The 23,895-nt window shown below is 64.0% G+C and carries 19 protein-coding genes; 9 read left to right on the top strand and 10 right to left on the bottom strand.

The genetic code is table 11. From position 1 onward, the window contains the following. Positions 1-3: 3 nt before the first annotated feature. The 5 genes from pstC to phoB all read left to right on the top strand — a co-directional run bounded on the left by pstC (position 4) and on the right by phoB (position 4,884). On the top strand, positions 4-1,389 hold the full coding sequence (gene pstC / locus LY632_RS09345) for a phosphate ABC transporter permease subunit PstC (protein WP_234090872.1): 1,386 nt from the start codon (positions 4-6) through the stop codon (positions 1,387-1,389). Next, positions 1,382-2,644: a phosphate ABC transporter permease PstA gene (gene pstA, locus LY632_RS09350; RefSeq protein ID WP_234090873.1), complete on the top strand. Its 1,263-nt coding sequence runs from the start codon at positions 1,382-1,384 to the stop codon at positions 2,642-2,644. Before pstC ends, pstA begins: the two co-directional genes overlap by 8 nt. 14 nt (positions 2,645-2,658) lie before the next feature. Then, the gene (pstB, locus tag LY632_RS09355) at positions 2,659-3,429 is read left to right on the top strand and encodes a phosphate ABC transporter ATP-binding protein PstB (protein ID WP_234093209.1); all 771 of its coding nucleotides are present in this window, start codon (positions 2,659-2,661) and stop codon (positions 3,427-3,429) included. Then, positions 3,429-4,094: a phosphate signaling complex protein PhoU gene (phoU, locus tag LY632_RS09360; RefSeq protein WP_234090874.1), complete on the top strand. Its 666-nt coding sequence runs from the start codon at positions 3,429-3,431 to the stop codon at positions 4,092-4,094. Before pstB ends, phoU begins: the two co-directional genes overlap by 1 nt. 100 nt (positions 4,095-4,194) lie before the next feature. Further along, the gene (gene phoB / locus LY632_RS09365) at positions 4,195-4,884 is read left to right on the top strand and encodes a phosphate regulon transcriptional regulator PhoB (protein WP_234093211.1); all 690 of its coding nucleotides are present in this window, start codon (positions 4,195-4,197) and stop codon (positions 4,882-4,884) included. Between the two features lie 3 nt (positions 4,885-4,887). Here the strand turns inward: phoB and LY632_RS09370 are convergent, their stop codons facing one another. From LY632_RS09370 to LY632_RS09385, 4 genes are all read right to left on the bottom strand, one after another. After that, complete coding sequence (locus LY632_RS09370; protein ID WP_234090875.1) at positions 4,888-5,625, bottom strand: extensin family protein; 738 nt, start codon at positions 5,623-5,625, stop codon at positions 4,888-4,890. Beyond that, positions 5,622-9,194 carry an error-prone DNA polymerase gene (locus tag LY632_RS09375; protein WP_234090876.1) on the bottom strand — a complete coding sequence of 1,191 codons (3,573 nt, stop codon included), beginning with the start codon at positions 9,192-9,194 and terminating at the stop codon, positions 5,622-5,624. The genes LY632_RS09370 and LY632_RS09375 overlap by 4 nt, the downstream gene beginning before the upstream one ends. Before the next feature lies 1 nt (position 9,195). Continuing rightward, on the bottom strand, positions 9,196-10,626 hold the full coding sequence (locus LY632_RS09380; protein ID WP_234090877.1) for a UdgX family uracil-DNA binding protein: 1,431 nt from the start codon (positions 10,624-10,626) through the stop codon (positions 9,196-9,198). Positions 10,627-10,771: 145 nt separating this feature from the next. Beyond that, positions 10,772-12,016, bottom strand: a complete 1,245-nt coding sequence (locus LY632_RS09385; RefSeq protein ID WP_234090878.1) for a putative DNA modification/repair radical SAM protein — start codon at positions 12,014-12,016, stop codon at positions 10,772-10,774. Positions 12,017-12,274: 258 nt separating this feature from the next. Between LY632_RS09385 and LY632_RS09390 the strand changes: the two genes are divergently transcribed. Continuing rightward, positions 12,275-13,000, top strand: coding sequence for a carbonic anhydrase (locus LY632_RS09390; RefSeq protein ID WP_234090879.1), 726 nt, complete (start codon positions 12,275-12,277; stop codon positions 12,998-13,000). Between the two features lie 65 nt (positions 13,001-13,065). Here LY632_RS09390 and LY632_RS09395 read toward each other — a convergent pair whose 3' ends face one another. Together LY632_RS09395 and LY632_RS09400 are read right to left on the bottom strand one after the other, a co-directional pair. Beyond that, positions 13,066-14,694, bottom strand: a complete 1,629-nt coding sequence (locus tag LY632_RS09395; RefSeq protein ID WP_234090880.1) for a DNA polymerase Y family protein — start codon at positions 14,692-14,694, stop codon at positions 13,066-13,068. Next, positions 14,576-15,385: an ImuA family protein gene (locus LY632_RS09400; RefSeq protein ID WP_234090881.1), complete on the bottom strand. Its 810-nt coding sequence runs from the start codon at positions 15,383-15,385 to the stop codon at positions 14,576-14,578. The genes LY632_RS09395 and LY632_RS09400 overlap by 119 nt, the downstream gene beginning before the upstream one ends. A 124-nt stretch (positions 15,386-15,509) precedes the next feature. Here LY632_RS09400 and LY632_RS09405 point away from each other — a divergent pair, with 124 nt between their 5' ends. Then, positions 15,510-15,992 carry a pyridoxamine 5'-phosphate oxidase family protein gene (locus LY632_RS09405; protein ID WP_234090882.1) on the top strand — a complete coding sequence of 161 codons (483 nt, stop codon included), beginning with the start codon at positions 15,510-15,512 and terminating at the stop codon, positions 15,990-15,992. Between the two features lie 65 nt (positions 15,993-16,057). Here LY632_RS09405 and LY632_RS09410 read toward each other — a convergent pair whose 3' ends face one another. Further along, a complete protein-coding gene (locus LY632_RS09410) occupies positions 16,058-17,638 on the bottom strand; it encodes an amino acid permease (RefSeq protein ID WP_234090883.1) in 1,581 nt (526 codons plus the stop codon). Between the two features lie 135 nt (positions 17,639-17,773). Between LY632_RS09410 and panB the strand changes: the two genes are divergently transcribed. Both panB and LY632_RS09420 read left to right on the top strand, forming a co-directional pair. Next, on the top strand, positions 17,774-18,643 hold the full coding sequence (gene panB, locus LY632_RS09415) for a 3-methyl-2-oxobutanoate hydroxymethyltransferase (protein WP_234090884.1): 870 nt from the start codon (positions 17,774-17,776) through the stop codon (positions 18,641-18,643). Between the two features lie 56 nt (positions 18,644-18,699). Next, the gene (locus tag LY632_RS09420; RefSeq protein WP_234090885.1) at positions 18,700-19,749 is read left to right on the top strand and encodes a DUF475 domain-containing protein; all 1,050 of its coding nucleotides are present in this window, start codon (positions 18,700-18,702) and stop codon (positions 19,747-19,749) included. Here LY632_RS09420 and LY632_RS09425 read toward each other — a convergent pair. The 3 genes from LY632_RS09425 to prsR all read right to left on the bottom strand — a co-directional run bounded on the left by LY632_RS09425 (position 19,746) and on the right by prsR (position 23,894). Beyond that, positions 19,746-20,711 (bottom strand): bile acid:sodium symporter family protein, encoded by a 966-nt coding sequence (locus LY632_RS09425; RefSeq protein WP_234090886.1) that lies wholly within the window; start codon positions 20,709-20,711, stop codon positions 19,746-19,748. The two genes, LY632_RS09420 and LY632_RS09425, sit on opposite strands and share 4 nt — an antisense overlap. Before the next feature lie 68 nt (positions 20,712-20,779). Beyond that, positions 20,780-22,444, bottom strand: coding sequence for a tetratricopeptide repeat protein (locus tag LY632_RS09430; protein ID WP_234090887.1), 1,665 nt, complete (start codon positions 22,442-22,444; stop codon positions 20,780-20,782). 85 nt (positions 22,445-22,529) lie between these two features. Further along, the gene (gene prsR, locus LY632_RS09435; protein WP_234090888.1) at positions 22,530-23,894 is read right to left on the bottom strand and encodes a PEP-CTERM-box response regulator transcription factor; all 1,365 of its coding nucleotides are present in this window, start codon (positions 23,892-23,894) and stop codon (positions 22,530-22,532) included. Position 23,895: the final 1 nt, after the last annotated feature.

Raw genomic sequence — 23,895 nt, forward strand, 5'->3', positions numbered from 1 at the left:
CCAATGTCGCCTGCGTTTCTGATCCTGCTGGCCCTCGGGCTGGGCCTGTTGGGCTGGCTCGCCGGTCGCGCGCGCGCATGGACTTTCCTGCGCGATCCCGCGTCCGGCAACGTCCTGTCGCGGCCCAACTATCACGCATGGTACGTAGCCCTTTGGGTAGGCATCCCGATGCTGCTGTTCGCAGCCGTGTGGAGCGCGCTGTCGCCCATGCTGGTTCTGCAGTCGGTGCTTGCGAGCCCGGCGGCGCAAGAACTGCCCGCATTCGGCCTCCAGCGCGAGACCATGTTGGCAGAAGCCCGGGCGGTTGCGACAGGCGCAGCGCCAGGTGTCTTCAACCGGGAAGCAGAGGGACTGGTCGAGCCGTTCCGGGCCGCCCTTAGTTTCTACAACATGATCGGACTCGCCCTTGCCGCCGCAATCGCGGTAATCTGCGGAGTATGGTCCTACACAAGGCTCAAGCCCAAGTTCCACGCCCGCAACCGGGTTGAAGGCGTGGTGATGGGCATCCTGTTACTGGCGTCGCTGGTGGCGATCCTGACCACATTCGGCATCCTCGCCAGCCTGGTGTTCGAGACAATTCGCTTCTTCGGTATGGTCTCGCCGGTAGATTTCCTGTTCGGCACCAGTTGGAACCCGGATCCGATGGCCAGCGCGACCGCCGAGCAGGGACATCGTTACGGCGCAATCCCGCTGTTCTGGGGTACCATATTCATCGGCGCCATCATCGCCATGATCGTGGCTATCCCGCTTGGACTGATGAGCGCGATCTACCTTACGCAGTACGCAAGCCCATCGTGGCGCAAGTGGCTCAAGCCGGCGCTCGAGATCCTCGCCGGGGTGCCCACCGTGGTCTATGGCTACTTCGCCGCCCTGACTGTCGCCCCGGCCATTCGCGATATTGCGAAGACAATGGGTGTCGGCAACGCATCCAGCGAAAGCGCACTTGCTGCAGGCCTTGTCATGGGCGTGATGATCATTCCTTTCGTCTCGTCGATGGCCGACGACAGCATCGCCGCCGTTCCGCAATCGATGCGAGATGGCAGCCTGGCAATGGGCGCGACGAAGTCGGAAACGATCAAGCGGGTCCTCATCCCAGCCGCCCTGCCCGGTATCGTGGCCGGGATCATGCTGGCGATCAGCCGCGCCATCGGGGAAACCATGATCGTGGTCATGGCGGCTTCGACAGCAGCCAACCTGACGGCCAACCCGCTCGAAGCCATGACCACCGTGACGGTGCAGATCGTCGCCCTGCTGACCGGTGAAGGCAGCTTCGACCATCCCGCCACGCTGAGCGCCTTCGCCCTCGGCTTCGTCCTCTTCATGGTTACGTTGGGGCTCAACTTCTTTGCCCTCAGCGTCGTCAAGCGGTTCCGTGAAGCCTATGAATGATACGGTTTCCCCTCCCCGGGCCCCAACCCGCACTGCGGCATTCGAAAAACGGCTGAAGCAGCGCTATGCTGCCGAGCGCCGCTTCAAATGGATCGGTTTCGGGGCGATTGCCTTCTCGATCACTATTCTGGTGCTGTTGCTTGGCAATATGCTGATAAGCGGTGTGGCCGGTTTCCAGCGCGACGAGCTGCGGGTGCCGATCAATCTGGCCGCCTCGGGGGTCTCGGCCGATCCCAGTCTGTTGGCCGCACCCGGCGCAGCCCAGTCGCTGCAATTGCAAGGTCTCCCGCAGGTCGTCGAAGCGGCAGCGGAAGCGGAACTTGGTGCCGCCGGCGCGGCAGGGCTGAGTGGTGAAGCCTGGCGCGAAGTAGCCGACGCGATTATTGCGAACCCGGATCTGATCAAGGACGAGACGATCTTCTGGTTGCCTGCCTCGGGTGATCTCGCGCAGGCCATGGACGGTGAAGGGACGCCGGAAACACTGCAACTGGCCAAGACGCTTTCCGACCAGGGTAAGCTGGACGCCCGGTTCGATAGCGGCTTCCTGACCCGTTCCGACGCGACCGATCCGCAGATGGTCGGCATCTGGGGCGCGCTCAAGGGCTCGATCCTGACCATGATCGTGACCTTGCTGTTCGCCTTCCCCATCGGTGTCATGGCCGCAGTCTATCTCGAGGAATACGCCAAAAAGAACCGCTGGACCGACATTATCGAGGTTTCGATCAACAATCTCGCAGCGGTGCCGTCTATCATCTTCGGCTTGCTCGGGCTGGCGGTGTTCCTGTGGATGTTCCCGAACATGCGTTCGGCCCCGCTTATCGGCGGCTTGACCCTGGCGCTCATGACCATGCCGGTGATCGTCATTTCGGGCCGCAACGCGATCAAAGCGGTTCCGCCGTCGATCCGTGATGGTGCGCTCGCCATCGGCGCGTCGCCGGTGCAGGTGGTGTTCCATCACGTCCTGCCGCTCGCCCTGCCCGGCATCCTGACTGGCACCATCATCGGCATGGCGCGGGCGCTGGGTGAGACTGCGCCGCTGCTGATGATTGGCATGCGTGCGTTCGTCGCCACTCCACCGGACGGTTTCACCTCTCCGGCCACTGTCCTGCCGGTGCAGATATTCCTCTGGTCCGATGAGATCGACACAGGATTCATCGAGCGCACCAGCGCCGCCATTATCGTGCTATTGCTGTTCCTCCTCGTGATGAACGGCCTCGCCATTTATCTCCGCAACAAGTTCGAGAAGACCTGGTGACCCGCATTCACAACATGGAACAGCCGTCCAACCCCAAGATGCGGGCGACGGACGTGTCGGTCTATTACGCCGACAAGCAGGCGATCAACAACGTCTCGATCGCGATCCCGGCGCAATATGTAACGGCCTTCATCGGCCCGTCGGGTTGCGGCAAGTCGACTTTTCTGCGCGCGCTGAACCGTATGAACGATACCATTGCCTCGGCCCGGGTCGAAGGTCTGATCGAGCTCGACGGAGAGGATATCTACGGCAACGCAATGGACGTGGTGCAATTGCGCGCCCGCGTCGGCATGGTGTTCCAGAAGCCGAACCCTTTCCCGAAGTCGATTTACGACAACATCGCCTATGGCCCGACGATCCACGGCCTTGCCAATGACAAGACCGAACTCGACGCCATCGTCGAACGGTCACTGGTCCGGGCCGGCTTGTGGAACGAGGTAAAGGACAGGCTGCAGGAATCGGGCACGGCTCTGTCAGGCGGTCAACAGCAGCGCCTGTGCATTGCGCGCGCCATCGCAGTGGATCCCGAGGTCATCCTGATGGACGAACCCTGCTCGGCGCTGGATCCTATCGCTACGGCAAAGATCGAGGAGCTGATCGACGAGTTGCAGGGCAACTACGCCATCGTCATCGTGACCCATTCGATGCAGCAGGCCGCGCGCGTGTCGCAACGCACGGCATTCTTCCACCTCGGCGCGATGGTGGAGTACGGGCCGACCGAAGAAATCTTCACGAACCCGCTGGAAGAGCGTACAAAAGACTACATCACCGGACGGTACGGATAATGAACGACCACACAGTCAAAGCCTTCGACGAAGACATCACCCGCCTGCGCGGCCTGATCGCGGAAATGGGCGGGCTGGCCGAGGTCGCGCTGCAGGAATCGCTCGCTGCGCTGGTGAGCGGCGATGTCGAGCGCGGCGCCAAGGTCGTCAAGGGCGACAAGGCGATCGACGCGATTGAATCCGAAGTCGACAAGCTCGCGGTTCGCATCATCGCCCTGCGCGCGCCGATGGCAGATGATCTGCGCGAGGTGATCGCTGCGCTCAAGATCGCCGGTGTGATCGAGCGTATCGGTGACTACTCGAAGAACATCGCCAAGCGGGTCGGCCGGATCGAAGGACACGAACGGTTCGAACCGCTTACTTTGCTGCCAGCAATGGCCGATATCGCCGCCGAGATGGTGCATGACGTGCTGACGGCCTATTCCGCGCGCGACGCCGCACTGGCGCTGGAAGTTATCGCCGCCGACGAGAAGGTTGATGCCTTCTACAACAGCATTTTCCGCAACCTCGTCAGTCATATGGTCGAGAATCCTGCGACGATCTCGAGTGCGGCACAGCTCCTCTTTATCGCGCGGAATATCGAGCGTATCGGTGACCACGCGACGAATGTTGCCGAAATGGTGCACTTTGCCGCAACCGGCGATTATCCGACCGATGTAGACTGAATTCCGGCAGCTCCTGACGCGGAACTGTAACCGGTGAAATATTCCTGACGCCGGATTGCCATAAAGCCCATCCCCAAGCTAATCATTCGGGGTGGTAGAAGTGCCGTCAGCCAAGCTCCTCCTGGTGGAGGATGATCCTGCTCTTTCCGAGCTGTTGGAATATCGTTTCAAGAACGAAGGGTACCACGTCCGGACAACGTCCGACGGGGACGAAGCCCTGTTGATGGCGAGCGAGGACGTGCCGGACCTCATCCTGCTCGACTGGATGATCGAGGGCACGAGCGGTATCGAGGTTTGCCGCCGCCTGCGGCGGGACAAGTCCACTGCCCATGTGCCCATCATCATGCTGACCGCGCGTGAGGCGGAAGATGACCGGATTCGCGGGCTCGACACCGGCGCAGACGATTACGTCACCAAACCGTTCAGCCCGCGTGAGCTGCTCGCCCGAGTCGCTGCGGTGATGCGCCGCATTCGCCCTGCCCTCGCCGGTGAATCCATCCAGGTAGGCGACATTCATCTCGATCCGGTGGCACACAAGGTGAAGCGGCGCGGCGAAGTGCTGCAGCTTGGCCCCACCGAGTATCGCCTGCTCAAGTTCTTCATGGAAAGCCCCGGCCGGGTGTTCAGCCGCAACCAGTTGCTGGACGGCGTCTGGGGTACCGGCAGCGATATCGAACTGCGCACGGTGGACGTCCATATCCGTCGCCTGCGCAAGGCGATCGAGATTCCGGGCGCCGAGGATCCGATCCGGACAGTCCGTTCTGCCGGTTACTCGCTAGAAACGGCCTAAGGGCTAGCGGCAAACACCTCCCACTCCTCGTCGAGCCTGGTCAAGGTGCAGGTGATCGGCGTGGGCCCTGTTGTAGTCCGGGGAAAGGACGGTGCCGAAGCTTCGGCAAGCTGCGTCTCTCGCGTGTCGCAGGAATCGCCCCTTTTTGTGTTCACCCGACCAGTCGGCAAGCACACTTATGCGCGTCCCGTCTCTGAGCACGAAAGCGGCGATATCGATGGCATTGCCGGTAGCATGTTCACTCCAAGGCCCTTCATCGCGCCCGTATAGCCTGCGGCAGCTGTAAGCGCCGAAATGTTCGATCCGCTCGATGGGCTGGCCGAATATTTCGTGCGAGGCTGGTGCCAAGCCCTTGTCCAACCACAGTTCGAAAGCGGCGGCCACGGCACAGGTTGTGGGTGGCTGCGAGGGCGAAAGCGGTGCTTCTTCGAGTACGGTCCGGTCGGTGCGTCTGCAGCTTCCTTCACCGGCTGCAGCGAGGACCGTGAAGGGTACTTCGCTCCGTTTCAGCACGGCGCGGCATTGCACAGGATCGTCGCGCAGGTCTGCGATTTTGCCCTGTGTTGCCCAGCCTTCGGCGTCACGCAGGTCCAGTGGAGCCCATGGGTTGGCCCCCGGGTTCTCGCGCAGCCACGCCTGCGCGGCAAGTCCGAGTCCCATGGCAGCGAGCAGGATGACAGCGCCGCGGTCCCATCGCATACGGTCGATGCGACGGGAGATTTTCCAGCGATTGTCGATCAATGGAAGTCTCGAGACTTGGGGATGATGCGCGCATTGCGCGGGTGCCCCCGGGCGTCCGGCAATTCGTCGATCAGGTCGCGCGGACGGAACTTGTCGGGCTGTTCGTCCTCCTGCCACGCCTCGAGCGGATGGTAATTCGTGCCAATGTTGCCCTCCAACCCTTTCTGTAGATTGTGTTTTTCAGGAAGCGGATTGTTGACATGATCAGCCCGTGCAAGCGGAGTCGGCAGTATATCCTCCGACAGACGCGCCAGCTGGCGGGTTGCGTCGGTCAGGTGGTGGGCAATGACATGAATCACTTCGTCGTCATACTCTACCCGCCCGCGCACTTCCATCAGGCGCGAGCCCATCACCACCTTGCGCTGCTTCTCCTTGAGATCGGGCCAGACCACCAGGTTCACCACCCCGGTCTCGTCCTCCAGCGTGATGAAGCACACACCCTTGGCGCTGCCGGGCCGCTGGCGGATCAACACCACCCCGGCGACTTGCACCATGCTTCGGAACTTGCGCTCGCGCAGGTCGCAGGCGCGCACGAAGCCGCGTTCGGCAAGTTCCGGGCGCAGGAAGGCCATCGGATGAGCCTTCAGGCTCAATCGCATGGTCTGGTAATCGGCCACCACTTCCTCGCTGAGCGGCATGGCAGGCAAGACGGTCTGGCGTCGTTCCGCCCCTTCGTCCCGCTGCTGCGCCGCGCGGAACAGCGGCAGATCAGGCCCGGCGACCAGGCTGCGCGCATCCCACAGGGCCTGCCGCCTGGACAATCCCATCGACCCGAAACAATCCGCGCTGGCGAGCCGTTCGACATGCGCCGGACCGATGCCTGCACGGTCCCGCAGCGTCATGACGTCATCGAAAAAGCCCTGATTTTCGCGGTTTTCGATCAGCCGGGCGGCGATATGCTCGGGCAGCCCCTCGACTTGGCGCAAACCAAGACGCAGGGCGAGGTGCCGGTCGAAACGGCCCTCGCGAGTCTCCCGCACCTCTGCCACCTGCTCCAGCGTGCAGTCCCATTGCGAATGATTGACGTCAGCCGGCAGCACGGTGACGCCATGCTCGGCCGCGTCGCGCACGATCTGGGCCGGAGCGTAGAAGCCCATCGGCTGCGAATTGAGCAGCGCGCAGGCGAAGGCGGCGGGGAAGTGGCATTTGAGCCAGCTCGAGACATAGACGAGGTGGGCGAAGCTCGCCGCGTGGCTTTCCGGAAAACCATATTCGCCGAACCCGCGGATCTGGTTGAAGCAGCGTTCGGCGAAGTCGGGGTCGTAGCCACGCTGCACCATGCGACCGACCATCATATCCTGTAGTTCATCGACCATGCCCCGGCTGCGGAACGTCGCCATCGCCTTGCGCAGGCGGTTGGCCTCGAGACTGGAGAACTTGGCGGCGTCGAGCGCGATCTTCATCGCCTGCTCCTGGAAGATCGGCACCCCCAGCGTGCGCCCGAGAATGCTGGAGAGCTCGTCGGGCGGGCCGTGTTCGGGCGATGGCGCGGGGATCTGCACCTGCTCCGCCCCGCGCCGCCGCTTGAGGTAGGGATGGACCATGTCGCCCTGGATCGGCCCGGGACGGACGATCGCCACCTGGATCACGAGATCGTAGAACTCGCGCGGGCGCAGGCGGGGGAGCATGTTCATCTGCGCCCGGCTCTCGACCTGGAACACGCCGAGGGAATCCCCCTTGCGCAGCATGGCGTAGGTCTCCGGATCCTCGCGCGGGACGGTGGCGAGTTCGAGCCGCCTTTCGTGATGATTTTCAAGCAGGTCGAGGCACTTCCTGATGCAGGTCAGCATACCCAACGCCAGCACATCGACCTTGAGAATGCCGAGCGCCTCGATGTCGTCCTTGTCCCATTCGATGAAGCTGCGATCGGGCATCGCCCCGTTGCCGATCGGCACAGTCTCGGTCAGGGCGCCCTCGGTCAGGATGAAACCGCCTACATGCTGTGACAAATGGCGCGGCATTCCAATCATTTGCCTGGTGAGATTCAGCACTCGCCTGAGCTGCGGATCGGTCACATCCATGCCAGTTTCGCCGACATGCTTCTCGCCGATCTCGCGGCCCCACCCACCCCAGACGGTCCGCGCCAGCGCGCTGGTGACATCCTCGCTCAGCCCCATCGCCTTGCCCACCTCGCGGATCGCCATGCGTGGGCGATAATGGATCACCGTGGCGCAGAGCCCGGCGCGGTGGCGGCCGTACTTGTGGTAGATATGCTGGATAACCTCTTCGCGCCGCTCATGTTCGAAGTCGACGTCGATATCGGGCGGCTCCTTGCGCTCTTCCGAAATGAAGCGGTCGAACAGCAGCTGGTGCTTGGCCGGATCGACGCTGGTGATGCCGAGCACGAAACACACGGCCGAGTTGGCCGCGCTGCCCCGGCCCTGGCACAGGATCGGCGGGCTCACACCTTCGCGGGCAAAATCAACGATATCCTTGATGGTGAGGAAGTAGCGCGCGAGGTCCAGCTTCTCGATCAGCGCCAGCTCGCGCAGCAGGGTTTCCCGCACACTCTCCGGCAAGCCACCCGGATAGCGCGTTTTCGAGCCTTCCCAGACCGAGTGTTCGAGGAATTGCTGCGGCGTCATGCCGTCGGGATAGATCTCCTGCGGATACTCATATCTCAGCTCTTCGAGATTGAAATTGCAGGCATCCGCCACCTCGCGCGCGGCGCGGATCGCATGCGGCCAGCGGGCGAAGAGGTGGCACATCACCTCGGGCGGCTTGAGATAGCGTTCGGCATTGCCATGGAGCAGGTGTCCGGCCCGAGCGACAGTGGTCTTGTGCCGGATCGCGGTCATGACATCCTGCAAGGGACGTCGCTCAGGTGCATGATAATGCACGTCATTTGTCGCCAACAGGGTGAGGCCGTTGGCCCTTGCCAAGGCGTCGAGCCGGTCGATCCGGGCGATATCATCCCCGCGATAGAGATAGCTGGCCGCGAGGTGGCGCAGGGTCGGCAGCTGGCGGGTCAGGTGGGGGAGAATGACCGGAAAACCGGCGCACAATTGTGTCCACCGCTCTTCGTCGGCCTCGCCATCGTCCTTGCGGAAAGGAACGACATTGCTCTCCACCTCGATCGTGAAACGATGTTCCAGATCATCCGGCGGCAACAGGATCAGCTGCACCCCCTCGCTGTGCTCAGCCAGCATGGCGAGGGAGATGTCGCATTGCCCTTTCGCCTGCCATTCGCCGTCGAGCGTCGCCATCCGGCCGGCGCTGATCAGGCGGCATAGCCCGCCATAGGCGGCGCGGTCACGGGGATAGGCGAGGAAAGCGAGCCCCTCGACCGTCTCGATCCGGGTGCCGATCACGGGGCGTAGCTTGAGCGTCTGCGCCTCGGCATGGATGCGCACCACGCCCGCCATGGTGTTGGCATCGGCGATCCCGATCGCGTCATAGCCGTGGCTTCGCGCGGTCATCACCAGATCGACCGCATCGCTCGCCCCGCGCAGGAAGCTGAAGCAGCTGACCAGCCCCAGCTCGACGAAGGGCGCGCGGTCCGGCGGGTCTATCGCATCGGGATCGAGTTCGATCCGGCGCTTGTCGGGCGTGAGCGGCGCGTCGGGCATGTCACGCCGCCAGCTCCGCCAGGCGCGCCTTCACTGCCGCCAGATCGCGCGCGAACAGCGCCGCCTGCTCCTCCGCTGCGGCCCCGTCGAGTCGCAGCAGGTAGGAGGGGTGTGCCGTCACCCACAGCTCGCTCCCGTCCTCAAGCGCCATCGGCGCCCCGCGCACCCTGGATATGCTGACGGTCTTGCCGAGCAGGCCGCGCGCCGCGCTTGCTCCCAGCGCCAGCACCAGCCGCGGCTGCACCAGCATCCGTTCGCTTTCCAGCCACCAGCGGCAGGTGTCGATCTCCTTGGCGGTGGGCGACTGGTGCAGGCGGCGCTTGCCGCGCATGACGAATTTGAAGTGTTTCACGGCGTTGGTGAGATAGGCGCTGCGCCGGTCGATCCCGGCCCGTTCGAGATGCCGGTCGAGCAATTGTCCCGCAGGCCCCACGAAGGGACGGCCAGCCAAGTCCTCCTGATCACCCGGCTGTTCGCCGACGATCATCAGGCTGGCGTCATGCGGTCCCTCGCCCATCACCGCCTGGTTGGCGAGGCAACCGATATCGCACTGGCGGCACTCATGGATGGCCTGCTCGATCGCTGCGAGGCTCTCGGGCCGATCCGCCAGCTCCCGCGCGCCCGCCGCCACCATTGCCGCCTCGCGCGACTGCGCCCCGGCGATGAGCTCGGGAATGAGCGAGGCTTCGGGCAGGTTCTTCCAGTATTTCCTGGGCATTTCGGAGAGCATGGCCCCGACCTTGAGCCGCGCGGGATTGAAGATCGAAGCGTAATAGGTCCGCCACAAATCCTCCGCAGGGTCGCCCTGCGGAGCGTCGCTTTTCTGTGCCGGCGGGCCTTCGCGCATGACCTGCCCATCCCAATGCAGCGTCCCGCGCGGGGTCAGGATCGACCAGCGCATATTGGCGAAGCGGCGCTTGAAGAAACCGGCATTGGCGCGCAGGATGTGATGATCGGGCTCGAACCAGGCGACATAATGCTCGCCCCCATCCTGGTCCTGCACCTGCCGGAAGCGGACGAAGGCGTGCATCTTGTGGCTGTCGCGCCGCACCGCCTTGGCGAGATCCTCGATCCGCCGGACGTCGGCATCGGCGCCATCCTCCAGCAGGCGCGGGTTCGACTGCTGCCGCCAGACGAGGCGATAGAGCAGCGCGAACCGCTCCGGGTCGGAATGCAGCGCGGCGTTCTGCGCAAGGCTGAGGAAGCGCTTGCTGGCCCGGATCGGCCGCGCATCGGCGGGCGGCACCGGCAGCCGCGTGTCGCCCCCGAACAGATTGCCCGCCCCGCCCGGTTCGATCCACGCCACCCGGTCGGGCGGCACGTCGCACTGCACCAGCTGCCGCGCCCGCTCGCGCCAGAAGGCGAAATCGTCGGGGCGCGGCAGGGTGACCGCATAATAGGCGCCGAGGCGGACATGCTGCATCGCGGTCATAAACTCCCCTCCCGCTTGCGGGAGGGGTCGGGGGTGAGCGCGAAGCCACGGCCGTCGCATTGGCCCACCCGGCTGCGACTAGCGAACAAGTTCGCAAGTCTCGCTGCCCCTCGCGCAAGCGGTAGGGGGAAAGAACCCTCACCCCTCATGCCGCAAACAGCTCCAGCTGCTCCTCTTTCGGGGCGAGCATCCGGCGCAGGTCGGCACGATCGGTGAGGAGCGTCGGGCGCCAGTCGCAGGTGACGATGAAGGGCCGCACCTTGGCCAGCGAGACCGTCAGCAAGGCGACATCGTCGAGCCGCAGCGTCCGGTGTCGCCGCGCGGCGAGGATGCGCCCGACCGACCGCGTCCCCAGCCCCGGCACGCGCAGCAATTGCTCCTTGCTGGCGCGGTTGACATCGACCGGAAAGTGCTCGCGGAACTTCAATGCCCAGGCGAGCTTGGGATCGATATCGAGCGGCAGGTTCCCGTCGGCTTCCGCCGCCTGCACGATCTCTCCGGGGCGGAAGCCGTAGAAGCGCATCAGCCAGTCCGACTGGTAGAGCCGGTGTTCGCGGATCAGCGGCGGGCGTTTGAGCGGCAGTACCGCGCTGGCATCGGGGATCGGGCTGAATGCCGAGTAATAGACCCGCCGCAGCCCGAAGGCGCCATAGAGCCTGCTCGCCTTGCCGACGATATCGGCATCGCTCGCCCCGTCGGCCCCGACGATCATCTGGGTCGACTGGCCGGCGGGGGCAAAGCGGGGCGCGTGGCGGAAGCGCTTCCGCGCATCCTTCGCCTCGACGATAGCCGCCTTGGTCCCTCCCATCGCCCCTTCGATCTGCTTCGCATCCTTGTCGGGCGCGAGCCGGGTCAGCCCGGCTTCGGTCGGCAGTTCGACATTGATCGACAGGCGATCGGCATAGAGCCCCGCCTGCTGGATCAGCTCCGGGTCCGCCTCGGGGATCGATTTCAGGTGGATGTAGCCGCGAAAATCGTATTCCTCGCGCAGGATCCGCGCCGCCTCGACCAGCTGCTCCATGGTATGGTTGGAGCTCTTGATGATGCCGGAAGAGAGGAACAGTCCCTCGATATAATTGCGCTTGTAGAAGCTGATGGTGAGATCGGCGATCTCCTGCGGGGTAAAGCGCGCGCGGCGGACATTGCTGCTCTTGCGGTTGATGCAATAGTGGCAGTCGAAGATGCAGTGATTGGTCAGCAGCACCTTGAGCAGCGAGATACAGCGGCCGTCGGGCGCATAGGCGTGGCAGATGCCCATCCCCTCGGTCGAGCCAATCCCTTTTCCGCCGAGCGAGTTCTTCTTGGCCGTCCCGGACGAGGCGCAGGAGGCATCGTATTTGGCCGCATCGGCGAGGATCTCAAGCTTCTGGAGGATGGTTTGCGAGGACATTTGTTCCTTATATGTTCTTGCTGCCGGCAAGGCCAGCACAGCAATGAAAATTTTTTCGATTCTTCCGGGAACCAATCGCGCGCGCGCGCGTAAGGCGGGTACGGACCGGGCCCCTCTGGCGAGTGCATGCACTCGTGATGTCGGACGCAAGCAGGGGCGGCCGAATTTCACTTCATCGCCCCGAACTGCACTGCCCGGTCTCGTCCCTGACGAAGCCGTGCGGTGCGACACAACGAACGCATGAGTTGGAGACGATTGATGATTTCACGCAGGAATATGCTCGGCGCAACGGGTGCACTGGGCGCGACAGCTCTGGTAGGAGGGGGCGGCGGCGCCTTGGCCCAAAGCAGCGAGATCGGGCTGACCCCGGCCCCGCCGGCGTCCGAACTGACCCCTGACCAGGCGCTGGACCTGCTGCGCCAGGGCAATGCCGCTTTTCTGGGTGGCCAGCAGACCAATGTCCTTACCAGCCCGCAGCGCCGGCTCGACCTTGCCAAGGGCCAGAATCCTTTCGCGGCTTACGTCACCTGTTCCGACAGCCGCGTTCCACCGGAACTGCTGTTCGGCCGCGGCCTGGGCGAGCTGTTCATCATCCGTAATGCGGGGAACACGGTCGATACGGTTGCGCTGGGCTCGATCGAATATGCCGTGGCCGTGCTCCAGGTGCCGCTGGTGGTGGTGATGGGCCACGAGAGCTGCGGCGCAGTGAAAGCTGCGACGGAAGTCGTGACGGACAATGCCACTTTCCCGGGCGTGATCGGCCAGATGATCGAACCGATTATCCCTGCCGTGCTGAGTGCGCGCGGCGAGGAAGGCGATCTGCTCGACAATTCGATCCGCTCGAACGTCCGCCGCGTGGTGCGTTACCTGCGCGAGCATACCGATCCGATCCTGCTCGAACCGCAGAAGCAGGGCAAACTGAAGGTCGTGGGTGCATATTATGACCTCGACGATGGTCGCGTAGACTTCTTCGACTTGCCCTGATTTCTGCCGGCTGCCCGGTTGGCCCCCCTCCCTCCCCCTCCCCCGACCGGGCAGCCACCCTTTCTTCAGGCACACATTCCCTGCAAGTACCAGTCCGGCGGGCCCCCGCGCCCGTCGCCGATCAGGCCGTGGCGATAGATCCAGTAGCGGCAGCCCTTGCTGTCCTCGATCCGGTAGTAATCGCGCAGGCGGACCGTCGAGCGCTCGCGCCACCATTCGGGGGCGATCCGTTCCGGTCCTTCCACTCGCACCACCTCGTGCACCTCGCCGCGCCAGCGGAAGCGCTGGGGATAGCCGTCGGGCGTGGCGTAGAGCACCGCGATAGGCTCGGCCCGGTCGAGCAGCTTCAGCGGGCGGGTATGGAAGCGCAGTTCTTCCTGCTCCGCCGGAGGGGGCGCGAGCGGCGGCTGCCAGCGCTGGGCGCGTTCGGGTATATGGCTGCCGAAGGGGACCGGGCGCTGCACCGCGCGCGGGCCTAGCCGTGTGCTCAGCCGGTCGATGAAAGCGGCGAGCGAAGTGCCGTGATCCTCGGCGGCGGCTTCGATATCGCCCTGCACCAGTGCCAGCGGCTCGGCCCAGCTGGCGCGCAGGCGCACGGTCTCGATCCCGAACCCGGCGTCGATGCCTTCGAGCTTCTCCGAGAACAGCCGGCAGATATGCCCCGCATCGCGGGTGGCGGCGGCAAGCTCCAGGCGCCGGACCACCACCTCGCCATCGACCCGCCACAGCCCGAGTTCGAGCCGCCGCGCGCCCTTGCCCTGCCCCTCCAGTTCACGCGCCATGTCGGCGGCAAGATCGGCCAGCACCTTGTCGAGCAGGTCGCGGTGGCGAATCGGCTCCATCAGGCGGCGCTGCACCAGCGGATCATGCTCGGCGACGACCGGCAGCAGCGGCTCGGGCACGCGGCCGAGCAGCTGGTCCATCCGGATGAGCGGATTGGCGGCGGGCGAGCGGCGGTTGCGGAACCGGCGCATGATCGCATCGCGGCCAACCGTGCCCAATTCGCCCAGGCGTTTCAGACCCAGGCGACGCAGGATGGTGATGACATCGTCGTCGAGCCGCAGCGCCGCCACCGGCAGGTCCGAGAGCCGGGCTTCCATATCATCACCGGGCGAGAGAATGCTGCGCGGCGGGCCGTAGTGGGCCAGCGCCCAGGCCGCCCCGGCGGTCGGCGCGATGGCAAGCCGGGCGGTGATCCCGCGCAGCTCGAACAGCGCCTGTGCATCGGCCAGCAGCTTCGCCTCGCCGCCGAACAGATGCGCGACGGCGGTGACATCGACGATCACCCCGTCGGGCGGGTCGAGCGCGCTCCACGGGCCCCAGCGCTGCGCCCATAAGGCCAGCTTCTCCAGCGCGTCGAGATCGCCGGCCGGATCGGAGGGTGCGACCTTGAGCGAGGGACACAGCGTGCGGGCATCGGCCAGCATCATGCCCTTGCGCGCACCTGCGGCCATACCCGCGTCATTGGCGGCATTGATGCGTGGGCCGTGCGCAGTCTCGGTGATCAGCGCCAGCGGCTCGGCATCCGCTCCCTCGCCACGGGCGCAGCCCCTTCGACCGGGCTCAGGACAGGCTTCAGCCAGCCGCCAGCGGTCGATCGCGAGACGCGCGCACCAGATGGAAAGGATTCGCCGTGGCGGCGCGCCCTTCCCCGCTGTGATGCGGACGCCCGGCGACAAGTTCTGTGCCGTCATCGTGCAATATCCATTCGCCCGGCGCGTGGGAGCGCGCGCGGAACAGTTCGGCCCGCCAGCGGGGTATGCCCGGCGCCTGCGGATTCCATTCGGGTGCCGGCGACGGGGCGCTGCGCGCCTCCCACCGCAGCCTTGCCGACGACAGCTCGCGCGCCGCGTCGAGCCGTATGAGCCACAGCGAGGAGCCATGTTTCTCCGCCGCCAGGCTGAGGCGGCGCGAGGCGGTGAAGTCGAACACCTTGGGATTGCCCGCCAGTTCGCCGATCACGCAGGCGATCTCGCGGCAGCGCAGCCCTTCCTCCAGCGCGAACAGCAGGTCCTGGGGTTTCTCTGCCAGCACATGGATCAAACGGTGGCGCACCGCTTGCGGCAAGCCCGGGCGATAGGGCCGCCCGCTCAGCCGCGCTGCCGCCCGGTCCTGCACCCACAGGATGGCGCGGCGATCCTCCGCCTCTGCCCCCTCAGCAACCGCCTGCGAGCGCAATTCGTCGAGTGCCAGCGACAATGCCAGCCCAGCTCCGCTTCCTTCGCGGCCGCTCGCGAATACCTCGCTGTGCCGCGCGAACTGCCCCTGTCCCGCCAGGCCCGGCCGCCAGCGATTGCTCCGCACAGCAGACAGCGCCCCTATATCGACGGCGGTGATGCGAAACTGGCTGCGGGAAGCAGGATGGAACATGGAGGAACGACTCATATGTTCCTTTTATGTTCCATCTTGTGCGGCTTTGCAATTCATCCTGATACCGCCCTCGGGGCAAGTTCGGAACAGCCACGCGTGCCGACGGTTGGTCAACCATAGCAAGGAGAAAACCCCCACCATGACCGATCAAGCAACGCCCGATGAACTGAAGCAGAAATTCTGGCACGAACTGGCCAATTCGCCGTTCCTGTTCCTGCAACTGGATGGCCGCTCGGACACTTCCGTCCCGATGTCCGCCCAACTCGACAAGGACGCCAACAGCTCGATCTGGTTCTTCACCCAGAAGAACAGTTCCTTCGCACAGCTTGGGCCCGTCACAGCGAGTTTCGCCGGCAAGGGTCACGACCTGTTCGCCCGGTTCAACGGTACGCTGGCTGTCGAGACCAGCCAGGAACGTTTCGACCAGTTCTGGAACAACTTTGTCGCAGCCTGGTATGACGGCGGCAAGGACGATCCCGACATCCTGTTCCTGCGCATGGACCTCGGCGATGCCGAAATCTGGAACGGCGATCTCGGCCTCGTCAACACCGCCAAGATGGCACTGGGCCTGACCGTCCATGACGAGGCGGAAAAGCAGCACGCAGACGCCGTGACACTCTAACCCCGTGAACAATGAAAAAGGGGCCGCTCCCGCGCGGGAGCGGCCCCTTCACTGTTCATGACCCTCTATTCGCCCTTGGGAGTGTCGATCGGGAACGCATGCTCGCTCCCGCCAATGTCATCGACCACTTCTACGATCCCCTTGCCGAGATGGCTGCGGCTGCGGCTGTAGCCGACGTAAATCACGATTCCGATCGCGGTCCAGATCGGCAGCATCAGCATGGCGGCAGCAGGCAGGTTGAGAAACAGGAACAGGCATCCCAACACCGTCAGCGGCGCTATGATCCATACTCCTGGCACGCGGAAACTGCGCGCCCTCTGACCATCAGTCCGGCGCAGGACCATCACCGCCACAGCCACCATCAAAAACGCATAGAGGGTCCCCGCATTGGCAATATCTGCCAATTGCCCAACCGGGAAGAACGCTGCGCCCACCGCAACCAAAACGCCCGTGACCGCCGTCACGATATAAGGCGTCTTCCACTTGGGGTGTACGCGCGACAGCGATTCGGGCAGCAGTCCGTCACGGCTCATGACAAAGAAGATGCGGGTCTGCGCAAACAGCAGAACCAGGATCACCGAAGGAAGAGCCAGGATCGCGGCATAGCCGAGCATGTCGCCGATCGGGCCGAATCCGATCTGCCGCAGGACATGTGCCAATGCTTCATTGGAGCAAACGAGCGCGTCGGCATACTGCGGCATGGCGCACTGACGTGCCAGTTCGGCCGAACCTGCCGGGAACGGCACCCCATTAGGCCCCATGATCGGCTGTCCGCCGATGGTGCCAATCGCGCCCGCAGCGACAAGGATATAGAACACCGTGCAGAACAGCAGTGAACCGATCAGGCCGATTGGCACATTGCGCTGGGGGTTCTTGGTTTCCTCCGCAGCAGTCGAAACTGCATCGAACCCAACATATGCGAAGAAGATCGTGGCAGCGGCACCAACGGCACCAACGCCCGTTCCCCAGCCGCCGAACACGCCGGCCGGCAGGAACGGATTGAAGCGGTCGGCATCGAAATCCGCACTGGTTAGCGTGAGGCCGATAAACGCGGTCAAGGCGCTAACCTTGATCAGGACCAGCACTGCGTTGACCTTGGCGCTCTCGCTGGTGCCGATCATCAGTAGCCAGGTAACAAGCAGCGCGATGATCATGGCCGGGAGATTTATGAACCCACCCGGAGCTCCGCCGAGAGCCAACGGACCTGCAGTCAGCCATGCCGGCAAGGCTATTCCGAAGGTCTCGTTCAAAATTGTGCCTGTGAAATAGCCGGACCAGCCGACCGACACTGCGCTGGCCGCGATTGCATATTCGAGCACGAGCGCCCAACCGACCGTCCAGGCTAGAAATTCGCCCATGGATGCGTAGCTGTAAGTATAAGCCGACCCCGCAACGGGAATCATCGAAGCGATCTCGGCATAGCACAGCGCAGCGACGATGCAGACAGCGCCGGCAATGACGAATGCCAGCATCAGACCAGGCCCTGCCTTCTGGGCACCGGCGGCGGTCAACACAAAAATGCCCGTGCCTATGATGCAGCCGATACCGAACAACATCAGCTGGAACGCACCCAGAGAACGGCGTAGCGACTTTTTCTCCGCGGTTGCCAGAATGGCGTCCAGCGGCTTGACCCTGTCAAGAAACATGCAAAATTCCCCTCATTCGTGCTGCGGCTCCCACCGCGACACCTGAATGGGCCGGAAGCTAGTCGCATTATCGGCCAATACAAGGCGGAAACTGCGGGGTTTCCCCGCTTTCGCGAGGCGTCTAGAACCCGCTGCATGTCGACGACCTTCCAGCTCGATACGAGCACGAGCCGCGCCAACCCCACTCCCGCGCCGATGAAGCGCCTGACCGTGCCTAGCATTCGCGCCCGCAAGCAGGATGGCGTAACCGCCGAACCGCTGGTGATGCTGACTGCCTACACGGCTAGGCAAGCCCAACTGCTGGACGCCCATTGCGACCTTTTGCTGGTCGGCGACTCGCTCGGTCAGGTCATCTACGGCTTGCCCTCCACCATCCCGGTCACGCTGCGGATGATGGCCGATCATGCCGCCGCCGTGGTGCGCGGCAGCTATCATTCGGTCGTGGTGGTCGATATGCCATTCGGCTCCTACGAGGCTTCGCCGCAGCAGGCGTTCGACAGCGCGAGCTTCCTGCTCAAGGAAAGCGGCGCGGCGGCGGTCAAGCTCGAAGGCGGCGCGGCGATGGCGGAAACCGTGGCTTTCCTGAGCCAGCGCGGCATTCCGGTGATGGGGCATGTCGGGCTGACCCCGCAGGCGGTCAATGTCCTCGGCGGCTACATGGCGCGCGGACGCAGCGACGCGGAAGCCGACAAGATCGTGACCGATGCCAAGGCGCTCGATGAAGCGGGCGCCTTCGCCATCGTCATCGAAGGCGTGGTCGAGCCTATCGCAATCGCCGCGACCAAGGCCGTTTCCGCCCCCACCATCGGGATCGGTGCCTCGGCACAGTGCGATGGCCAGGTGCTCGTTACCGAAGACATGCTTGGCATGTTCGAGCGCGTTCCGCGTTTCGTGAAGAAATACGGCAACATCGCCGAGGTTATCGAGCAGACCGCAAAAGCCTATGCCGATGAAGTCCGCGCTCGCGCCTTTCCCGGCTCTGAACAGACTTACCAGCCCAAGTAGTTGCCGCCGGCCCAGCAATCGCCTAGCGGGCCCCAAACGACATAATGGGCTCCAGCATGCAAACGCTTTTCCGCTTCTACGGCTTCTCTCTCATCTTCACACTCGCCTGCCTCGGCCTTGGCGTGTGGTACGGCTGGGAGAGCACCGGCACATTGTCCGGGACAGCCGCCATGCTGTGGATCATCGTGGTGCTGTCGGTGCTCGAAATCTCGCTCAGCTTCGACAACGCCGTGGTCAATGCGTCTGTGCTCAAGGACATGGACGAAGTCTGGCAGAGGCGCTTCCTGACGTGGGGCATTGCCTTTGCCGTGTTCGGAATGCGGATCGTATTTCCGCTGGCAATTGTGGCCATCGCAGCGGGTCTGGGTCCGATCGAGACGGTGAACCTTTCGCTCAACGACCCGCAGGAATACGAGCGGCTGGTCAGTTCGGCGCATGTCGGCATAGCCGGTTTCGGTGGCGCATTCCTTGCCATGGTCGGCCTTAAGTTCTTTTTCGACGCCGACAAGGAAGTCCACTGGATCGGATCGGTCGAGCGGTTTCTCGCCCGTTTCGCATCGCTTCCTGCGGCGGAGATTGCGCTGTTGCTGCTGGCGATGTGGGGCATTTCGACGATGCTGCCCGACGAAGAGGCGCTTACCTTCCTTGTGTCTGGCCTTCTAGGCCTTGTGACCTTCATTGCCGTCGAGGGCGTAAGTACCCTCCTCGAGATGAAGGAAGAAGCGGCGCGCCTGCAAGGTGCCGTGGTGCGCAGCGGACTTGGCGGCTTCCTTTATCTCAATATCCTCGATGCGAGCTTCAGCTTCGACGGGGTGATTGGTGCCTTCGCACTTTCGAACAACATGATCGTGATTGCCTTGGGCCTCTCCATCGGCGCGATGTTCGTTCGCTCGATGACTATCCATCTCGTCAAGCAAGGCACCCTGGCAAACTATCGCTTCCTCGAACACGGTGCCTTCTGGGCGATCATCGTGCTTGGTGCGATCATGCTGCTTTCCGCAAAGTGGCATATCCCCGAAACGATAACCGGCCTGATCGGCGCCATCCTGATCGGGTTGAGCCTGTGGTGGTCGATCCGCCACAACCGCAAGGAAATAGCCGACTAGCCGGACCTTTCGGCCAGCAGGTTTGCCAGCGGTGCCGCAGCGACCAGCTGGAACAGGTGATAGAGAAGCAAAGGGGCGATCACGAACCCGGCGGCCGCTGGCGGGAACAGCAGCGCCGCCAGTGGCGCTCCCACGGCTACGCTTTTCTGGCTGCCCGCGAACAGGAATGAAATGCGGTCTTTGAACGGGTAGCCCAGCGCGCTGCCAGCCAGCCAGACCCCGATGTTCGCAAGCGCCAGGAATGCCACGACCAGGGTGAACAGTATCGTCCAGGTACCGATTTCCATCGACTGGCCGATTCCCTGCTCCACCGCACCCGAAAATGCCACATAGACCGCGATCCCGATCACGATCCTGTCGGTCCACACGATCTGGGCCCGCCGCTGGCTGATCCAGTCCCATGTCCAGCTCTGTACAAGCTGCCCGATTACGAAGGGCAGGATCAACAGCAACGCCACCCGCACGATGACCCCTGGCCCGGCATCTGCGACTGCCCCCCCTCCCAGAAGGGCGAATATCGGCGCGGAGACGAACACGCCCACGATGTTGATCAATGCCGCCCCGATGACAGAGAGGGCGGTATTGCCATTGGCCATGGTCGTGTAGGAAGTTGCCGATTGCACCGTCGACGGCAGCGTGCCCAGATAGAGAAATCCAAGCGCCACCATCGGCGGCAACCATCCTGCCGCCAGCCTGGCAAAGCCCAATCCCATCAGGGCCATCGCGCCGAATACCCACAGACCCAGCGGCAGAAAGAAACGCCAGTTGCGCAGCCCCTTTGCGATTTCGCTGCGGTGGATGCGCATTCCGTTGAGAAGAAAGAGCAGGAAGATCGCTGCGCTCGATATGGTGCCGGCGATTGCGTGCGCTTCACCGGCTGCCGGCGCAACGATCGCCAGCCCGGTCGCGATCGACAACACTGCAATCATCGGGTCGCGCAGGATCTTCAGCCAAGAACTCATGCAGCCGCCCTGCCTGCATCCCGCGACCTTGTCGAGCAAGCGAAGCTAACGCTGCCGCAAGGGGCCCGTTACCGCCCGATTCGCCTGGTTTTTTCCGAGATGGCCGCGGCGAGGTCTCCGCCACCGGCCAGAAGCAGAGCCTGCAGGCTCGCCGGGTGGGTCGGCATGATCTCGAATGCGCGGCCAGCCATGGCCATTGCCAGGTCCGGCTGATCCATTCGCATGGCAGCGGCCGCCCGCAAGGCCAGCAGGTCGGGATCGCGATCCCCGCCAGCGGCCAATGCATGGTCCAGCAGCATCGCCGCCTGCTCCACGTTCCCGCGAGCAAACTGCGCCTGTGCCAGCATGTGCATTGGCTCGACCGCCATCGGATGCCCGGTCACATACTGTCGAAGCAATCGCTCGGCATCAGCCGACCTGCCCAAGGCGTGCAGAGTGGAAATTCGACGCCGGGCGAGCGGCCACGACTGCCGGATGGTTGCCGATTTCGCGTAGTAAGCCATGGCCTTGCCGGGGTTGTTGGCTGCCAGTTCGGCATCGCCAGCCAGCGCCAGTGCATCTGCCGACCCCGGGAAGCGGCCAAGGAACGCGGTGGCAGCACGAATGGCTTCCCCGCTGTTGCCGGCGACAAGGCGACTGCGCACGTAAGCCATGGCATCCCGACCGGAGCTGTCCCCACGGAAAGCCACATCCGCTAGATTATCCGCGGGCCGCAGTGCGATCAGGTTGCCGGACTGCTTGCGGGAAGCAAGGTCGAGCAAGACGGCAGCTTCGGCGCGCTCCCCCAAGGCTTCGTGAGCCCTGCCCACCAGCGTCTGGAGGTATGGCGACGCGCTGGTCAGTCTTGCCGCTGCACCGAAGCGGTACACGAGTTCACGGTGATTGCCTCCCAACGCCAGCGCACGCGCCAGCAAATCGCGCACGCGCCGGTTCTCCGGTTGCTGCCGGTAAAGCCGGTCGAGTTCCTGCGCGGCGCTGGCATGGTTGCCTGTCTCAAGGTCGATAACGCCCGACAAGAGCATTCCTGCAGGCGTGCTTTTCGCCTCTTGGCCGCTGCGCATCAGCAGCTTGCGTGCAAGGCCATATTTCCCCGCCCTCGCCGCGATCACTGCCTGCAGAAAGTAAGACCGCAGATAGCCCGGATCCTGCGCGGTCATTTGGCGAACGACTTTCAGCATCGCTTTCGTTTCGCCAGCCTCTCCCAGAGTGGCCGCATATTCGGCCATGAGGTCGAGCTGGCCGGTCTTGGCGGCAACGGCCTTCTCGAACCACGGCAAGGCAGCCCGCATCCCTTGCGCATCGCGCGCCAGCTGGCCGCGGAACATCAGGGCTTCAGGGTCCTCGGGGCCCAGCTGGACGGCCTTGACCCCGGCGTCCAAGGCCATGGTCTGCTCACCGCCGGCATAGCGCAGGCGGCCGATATCGACCCACAGGCGTGGGCTGTCAGGGGTGAAGCTGTTCGCCCGGTCAAACGCGTCGCCAGCTGCAGGCATGTTGCCTTCGCTCATTTCGAGGCGGCCCAGCATATGAAAGCCGTGACCGGCGGTTTCCCGGGTGAACCGGCCTTCCCCCAGCCACTGGCGGGCTTCGATAGGTTGGCCTTGCAGCAATTCCGCTTGCCCCAGATAGGCCGCCAGAGCTTCGCGCGGTGTGCCGCTGTCGAGCAATTCGCGCAGGGCGAGTTCGGCCCCGAAGCCATCGCCTCTTTCGAGCGCGGCGAGCGCCCGTTCCATCGGCGGCGGTACGGGCTTGGCGTCGCCGCAACCGGCCAGTGCCGCAGAACCAGCAAGCGCGAGCCAGACTGTCCGCAGTGAAGGACTAGGCCTGCAGGTCATACTGCTTGAGCAGGTCGTACAGTGTCGGGCGGCTGATCCCGAGCATCTTGGCGGTGCTGGAGATGTTGCCCTCGCTGCGCGCCAACGCATGACGGATTACCCGACGATCAGCCAGTTCGCGCGCGGCCTTGAGGTTGAGAGCCTGGCACTCACCTTCGCCGTCTGTCGCAAGGTCGAGATCCTCGGCCCCGATCAGGCGAGCGTCTGCCATGATCACTGCGCGCTTCACCCGGTTCTCCAGTTCGCGAACGTTGCCCGGCCAGCCCCAGCCATCGATGGCAGCAAGAGCATCGGGCGCGAAGCCTTTCACTTGAGGGTTCATCTCGCGCGCGAAGCGGGTCAGGAAGGCCTTTGCCAGAAGGGTCGCGTCCCCAGGGCGTTCGGCGAGCGAAGGGATCTTCACTACGATTTCGGCCAGGCGATAGAACAGGTCTTCGCGGAACGTGCCGGCTGCGGTCATCGCTTCGAGATCCTGGTGGGTCGCGCAGACGATCCGGGTGTCGACTGCAATCTGTTTGCGACCACCAATGCGTTCGATGGTCCGTTCTTGCAGGAAACGCAGCAGCTTGACCTGCAAGGGCAGAGGAATGTCGCCGACTTCGTCGAGGAACAACGTACCGCCGTGCGCCTGCTCGATCTTGCCTTCGGTGGTCTTCACCGCGCCGGTAAAAGCGCCCTTCTCATGCCCGAACAGCTCGCTTTCGAGCAGGTTTTCCGGAATTGCCGCGCAATTGATTGCGACGAAGGTCGCATCGCGGCGAGTGCTGGCGTCATGGAGCCCGCGGGCAAGCAGTTCCTTGCCGGTCCCGCTCGCGCCGAGCAGCATGACGGAGACATCGGTGTTGGCGACGCGCTCGATCGTGCGTGCAACCTTGACCATCTCAGGCGCCGCAGTGATCATGGTGCCGAGCACCCGGCGCTCGTCCCCCACCTTTTGCGCCAGCCGACGGTTCTCGCTCTCGATAGCGTGCAGGTTGAAGGCGCGTCGCACGATCAGCCCGAGGTCATCGATGTTCACCGGTTTCTGGTAGAAGTCGTAGGCACCGCGGGCGATCGCCTGCTGCGCGCTTTCCCTTGCGCCGTGACCGGACGCGACAATGACCTTGGTATCGGGCTTCATCGCCATGATCGCGTCCAGCACGGCGAAGCCTTCCGAGGTTCCATCGGCATCGGGCGGCAAGCCAAGATCGAGGGTAACCACCGCAGGCTCCTCCGAGCGCAGCGCAGCCAGCGCCTGGTCGCGATTGCCGGCAATGATGACGTGAAAATCCTCGTAGGCCCATTTGAGCTGCGCCTGCAGGCCCTCGTCATCCTCGATGACCAGCAGTTTGGGTTTGGGATCGGACATG

Source organism: Erythrobacter sp. SDW2 (genome assembly GCF_021431965.1).
Taxonomy (GTDB): domain Bacteria; phylum Pseudomonadota; class Alphaproteobacteria; order Sphingomonadales; family Sphingomonadaceae; genus Parerythrobacter.

What these genes read in the sequence shown, in the direction of transcription:
- LY632_RS09430 (WP_234090887.1), bottom strand. Translation starts at nt 22,444, where the DNA reads ATGGAACGGGCGCTCGCCGCGCTCGAAAGAGGCGATGGCTTCGGGGCC.
- LY632_RS09385 (WP_234090878.1), bottom strand. Translation starts at nt 12,016, where the DNA reads ATGTCCTCGCAAACCATCCTCCAGAAGCTTGAGATCCTCGCCGATGCG.
- pstA (WP_234090873.1), top strand. Translation starts at nt 1,382, where the DNA reads ATGAATGATACGGTTTCCCCTCCCCGGGCCCCAACCCGCACTGCGGCA.
- LY632_RS09405 (WP_234090882.1), top strand. Translation starts at nt 15,510, where the DNA reads ATGACCGATCAAGCAACGCCCGATGAACTGAAGCAGAAATTCTGGCAC.
- panB (WP_234090884.1), top strand. Translation starts at nt 17,774, where the DNA reads ATGTCGACGACCTTCCAGCTCGATACGAGCACGAGCCGCGCCAACCCC.
- LY632_RS09390 (WP_234090879.1), top strand. Translation starts at nt 12,275, where the DNA reads ATGATTTCACGCAGGAATATGCTCGGCGCAACGGGTGCACTGGGCGCG.
- pstB (WP_234093209.1), top strand. Translation starts at nt 2,659, where the DNA reads ATGGAACAGCCGTCCAACCCCAAGATGCGGGCGACGGACGTGTCGGTC.
- LY632_RS09400 (WP_234090881.1), bottom strand. Translation starts at nt 15,385, where the DNA reads ATGAGTCGTTCCTCCATGTTCCATCCTGCTTCCCGCAGCCAGTTTCGC.
- phoU (WP_234090874.1), top strand. Translation starts at nt 3,429, where the DNA reads ATGAACGACCACACAGTCAAAGCCTTCGACGAAGACATCACCCGCCTG.
- prsR (WP_234090888.1), bottom strand. Translation starts at nt 23,894, where the DNA reads ATGTCCGATCCCAAACCCAAACTGCTGGTCATCGAGGATGACGAGGGC.
- LY632_RS09410 (WP_234090883.1), bottom strand. Translation starts at nt 17,638, where the DNA reads ATGTTTCTTGACAGGGTCAAGCCGCTGGACGCCATTCTGGCAACCGCG.
- LY632_RS09380 (WP_234090877.1), bottom strand. Translation starts at nt 10,626, where the DNA reads ATGACCGCGATGCAGCATGTCCGCCTCGGCGCCTATTATGCGGTCACC.
- LY632_RS09425 (WP_234090886.1), bottom strand. Translation starts at nt 20,711, where the DNA reads ATGAGTTCTTGGCTGAAGATCCTGCGCGACCCGATGATTGCAGTGTTG.
- pstC (WP_234090872.1), top strand. Translation starts at nt 4, where the DNA reads ATGTCGCCTGCGTTTCTGATCCTGCTGGCCCTCGGGCTGGGCCTGTTG.
- LY632_RS09375 (WP_234090876.1), bottom strand. Translation starts at nt 9,194, where the DNA reads ATGCCCGACGCGCCGCTCACGCCCGACAAGCGCCGGATCGAACTCGAT.
- LY632_RS09420 (WP_234090885.1), top strand. Translation starts at nt 18,700, where the DNA reads ATGCAAACGCTTTTCCGCTTCTACGGCTTCTCTCTCATCTTCACACTC.
- LY632_RS09395 (WP_234090880.1), bottom strand. Translation starts at nt 14,694, where the DNA reads ATGACGGCACAGAACTTGTCGCCGGGCGTCCGCATCACAGCGGGGAAG.